The organism is Leisingera sp. F5, from assembly GCF_001593695.1.
This window is the reverse complement of sequence record NZ_LUKH01000202.1, coordinates 1-3,903: the sequence shown is the minus strand read 5'-3', so window position 1 is coordinate 3,903 and position 3,903 is coordinate 1. Positions and strand designations below refer to the sequence as shown.

Below are 3,903 nucleotides of genomic sequence, written 5' to 3'. Positions count from 1 at the left end.
AGCGGCAATGACAAAATGTCAGGCGGCGATGGCGACGACACCATGTCTGCCGGTGATGGCAACAACAAGCTGGATGGCGGCAGCGGTGATGATGTCCTCACCTCAGGCAGCGGCAAAGACAAGCTGTCAGGCGGCGAAGGCAACGATACGATGTCTGCCGGCGATGGAGACAATAGGCTGGACGGCGGTGCCGGCGATGACAGCTTGTCCGGCGGCAGCGAACAGGACAACATTAAAGGCGGCGGGGGCGACGACACGATTTACGCCGGCGATGGAAACAATAAGCTGGATGGCGGTGACGGGAACGACCAGATCACCAGCGGCGCAGGCACCGATAAACTGAAGGGCGGCCTCGGGGATGACACGCTTTCGGCTGGCAACGGCAATAACAAGGCTGATGGCGGCGATGGCAATGACATGCTCAGCAGCGGCAGCGGCAGCGACCAGCTGAAAGGCGGCAATGGCGATGACACGCTGTCGGCCGGCGCAGGAAATGACAAGTTGGATGGCGGCAAAGGGGATGACAGCCTCAGCGGCGGCAACGGCTCCGATAAGATCAGGGGCGGTTCGGAAGACGATGCGCTTTTGGGCGGTGCTGGAATTGACACGCTCGATGGCGGATCCGGCCTGGACCGGCTGCAAGGCGGCGCCGGGGCGGACCTCCTCAAAGGCGGCAAGGATGCCGATGTGTTTGTCTTTACCGCGGCCGAGGACGCAGGGGACACCATCAGCGATTTCAAGCTGAGCGATGGGGACTTGCTGGACATCGACGGGCTGCTTCAGGATCTGGGCACCAATCTTGACGACGCCTTGTCCACCGGCAGCCTGAGCCTCAGCGACAGCCGTGCGGTTTGGCTGGAGTATGATGCTGACGGTGCGGGCGGCGAGGACGCGTTTCAGATCACCTATCTGAAAGGGGTGAGGTCAAGTGCCGAGCTGACCGAAGACTGGTTCATCTAAGGCCCGCGTGGCAACAGACGCCCGGTCTCCGGCAAGGGGGGCGGGCGTCTGTTTTTTCTCGTTGCAACCTGCAGAAGGCTGCGATCAGGATTTCCGCTGCGGAAACCGGGCCACGCCGCGCGCGCCATCCGGGGTGATCGACATCAGCGACAGCGTGTGATCCATGTTTTTCATCCGGTGCCGCAGCATCCTCCGGGTCAGCCGGTTGAGATCCGCGGCATACTCCGGCTGCCCGGCCACATTCTCCAGCTCCCCCTGCCCTTCATTGTCAAACAGCATCGGCGGCAGATCAGCGGCGAACTCGACCAGGGTGAACCGCTCGTCCCGCAGGATACCCAGGCAGCTCTCGCTTGGCGATGTGCCTAGCGCCTGCTGCCATAGCGTCGGCTTCAGCGGCTCCGAAAAATCCAGCTCCGAAAAGGAATATTGCCGCCAATCCTGCGGAGTCTCTCCTTGCAACAGCGGCAGCAAAGACCGCCCGTCCATTGAATTCGGGATCTCTTGTCCGGCCCAGTCCAGAATGGTCGGCGTCACATCAATGGATTCGGAAATGTGGGTGAGACAGGCCCCTGCGTTGCCTTCATTGCCTGGCATCCGGATGATCAGCGGCGTGTGATAGGCGGCGTCATAGACCGTCATCTTTCCCCAGGAGTGCCGGTCGCCCAGCATTTCGCCATGGTCAGCAGTGATCACCACCATGGTGTTGTCATACTGGCCCGTGTCTTTCAGGAATTGGATCACCCGCCCGACATGATGGTCCACTTCGCTCGCGAGCCCCAGATAGACCGCGCGCAGGGTGCGGATGTTGTCATCCGTCGGCTCAAGATCCGGGAAACCTTCGACGAACCCCGCAATCGCGCTCTTGCGCAGTACCGGATCAAAGAACGGATGCTGTTCGCATTCCGCATCCGGTGTCGCCAGCCGCTCCGGCAGCGGCAGCGAGGCGGAGTCATACATGGTGTTGTAGGGGGCCGGCGCCACCAGCGGCGGATGCGGGCGGATATAGGTCAGATGCGCGAACCAGCTTTGCTTGTGGTAGGCGGTCATCTTGCCCAGAAACGAGTTGGTCAGGAACGCTGTATCGCTGTCTTCAGCGGCGTATAGCGCCGGATCGTTCAGCCTGGGCGCACTGCCATCGGGGGACACCGGCTTGTAAACATCCCAATAGTTTTCGAATTCATAGCCCCGATTCATCAGATGCGACTGCCAAGGATAGGACATTTCCATCCGCATTTCGGTCATCTCATGAAACCCGTTCATCGGGAATTCATAGGTCCTGAGCGCCGGGTCATTGGCGTTGAATGCCCGCGGGTCCTGCGAGGTATCGGTATAGCCGAACAGCATCGGCATATAGCCTGCCTTGCGCATTTCAGTGGCGACATTCGGCGTGTCATGACGCAACGGCGTGCCATTGCGGACCGACCGGTGATTCATCGCGTACTGCCCGGTCAGGATTGACGCCCGCGACGGCCCGCAGGGATTGGTGACCGAGAAATGCCGTTTGAACGACACCGCATCCTTCATGAAAGCGCGGATGTTCGGCAGCTCCACATGTTCCGCCATAGCGCCGAACACGCAGTCCGCGCGCAGCTGGTCAATGATGATGAACAGGACATTGCGGGTCGCGGGGCGGGTCTGGGGACGGGTGGCAGGCATCCGGGCATCCTTGCAGGCACAAAACAGATCACGACTGGCAATCTGTCGCGATCTGCGCGCGGATTACAAGCGCCGATCGCGCCGCGCTGCAGGATGCAAACAGCAAAATTGTCAGCTGACAAATCCCACACAATTGTATCTATCAGGCGGTCAGACCCCGGGTGAACAACCTGCCGAATTGCGGCTGAGAATCCGTAACGCCAGAGAGGCGCAGCATGTGCCAGGCCAGCGCCTGATTGCTGGAGATCACCGGCACCCCGGCCTGCGCTTCGATTTCCGGAATGATCTGCAGGCAGCGCAGATTGGTGCAGGAAATCACGATGGCATCGCAATCTTCTGCCTTGGCAACCTGTTTGGCGGCGTCCGCAATGGCCGCCTCGGTGATCCGCGCCACCACCCGGTCGTCCATTTCCTCAAACGAGCCAAAGCCTGCAATTGCAAACCCCGCCTCTTCCAGCTTCGCCCGCATCTGTGCGGAAACCTCAGGCAGGTACGGCGTGACAAACCCCAGCCGGGACACGCCCAATGCCTTGCCAGCCACGATGATCGCCGCCAGCGGGTCTGTCACCTTGGCCTTGGGTAAGACCGTTTGCACCGCTTCCGCAACCTTGGCCGAGCCGATCACGGTCGAGGCCGAGGTGCAGCCATAGCCGACCACATCAAAGTCCAGCGAAGACGGGAACAGCCGCGCCGAGACCGGCAGATCAGCCTGCATCTGCGCCAGCGTCTCGGGACGGATTTCCGGCACCATCGGGATCCGGCTGTGATAAAGCGCGATGTCCTCTTGCGCCATCATCCGGGAGAATTCCGGTTCCAGCGTCTCGTCGGTTTCCAGCACGATCACACCAAGGGTCGCGCGGGTGCCAATGCCGGCGTCCGTATCATAGGGAAGTTTCATCGCGGGTCCTCCTTCAGATCACCGGCAGTTCAGGCGCGGCGCGGGTTGTCAGCAGTTCGGCACCACCAGCGCGCACTACGATGTTTTCCTCATGCACCATGATCTTGCCGTCACCGTACCCCAGCGAAGGCTCCAGCGTCAGCACCATGTTCTCTTCAATCACCGTCCCGTCAAAACCCGCGTGCGAGGGCCATTCAGTCAGCTGCATTCCCAGCCCATGGCCCAGCCGCCCTACATCGCCACCCTGATCGTCCATCTCGGCAATCACCGTCTGCATCGCCTGGAACAGGCCGCGGCAGGTGGCGCCGGGTTTGGCAGCTGCAATCCCGGCCTCGGTCGCCCGCCACAGCACGTCATAGGCGCGGCGCGACAGATCGTCGGCGCGGCCG

The 3,903-nt window shown here is 61.4% G+C and carries 4 protein-coding genes; 1 reads left to right on the top strand and 3 read right to left on the bottom strand.

Features of this window, described 5'->3' with window-relative positions; genetic code table 11:
• Positions 1-960: calcium-binding protein (locus A2I95_RS27285; protein WP_291734954.1), on the top strand; the 960-nt coding region annotated here is incomplete at its 5' end.
• An 84-nt stretch (positions 961-1,044) separates the two neighbouring features.
• Here the strand turns inward: A2I95_RS27285 and A2I95_RS27280 are convergent.
• The 3 genes from A2I95_RS27280 to A2I95_RS27270 form a co-directional block, all read right to left on the bottom strand.
• Entirely contained in the window at positions 1,045-2,616 is a 1,572-nt protein-coding gene (locus A2I95_RS27280) for an alkaline phosphatase family protein (RefSeq protein WP_291734952.1), read from the bottom strand.
• A 142-nt stretch (positions 2,617-2,758) separates the two neighbouring features.
• Positions 2,759-3,514 carry an aspartate/glutamate racemase family protein gene (locus tag A2I95_RS27275; protein ID WP_291734951.1) on the bottom strand — a complete coding sequence of 252 codons (756 nt, stop codon included), beginning with the start codon at positions 3,512-3,514 and terminating at the stop codon, positions 2,759-2,761.
• A 13-nt stretch (positions 3,515-3,527) separates the two neighbouring features.
• Positions 3,528-3,903 (bottom strand): M24 family metallopeptidase (locus A2I95_RS27270; protein ID WP_291734948.1); only part of this gene is annotated, 376 nt, incomplete at its 5' end.

Bases quoted from the DNA above. Each gene is read 5' to 3' on its own strand.
- A2I95_RS27275 (WP_291734951.1), bottom strand. From the start codon at position 3,514: ATGAAACTTCCCTATGATACGGACGCCGGCATTGGCACCCGCGCGACC.
- A2I95_RS27280 (WP_291734952.1), bottom strand. From the start codon at position 2,616: ATGCCTGCCACCCGTCCCCAGACCCGCCCCGCGACCCGCAATGTCCTG.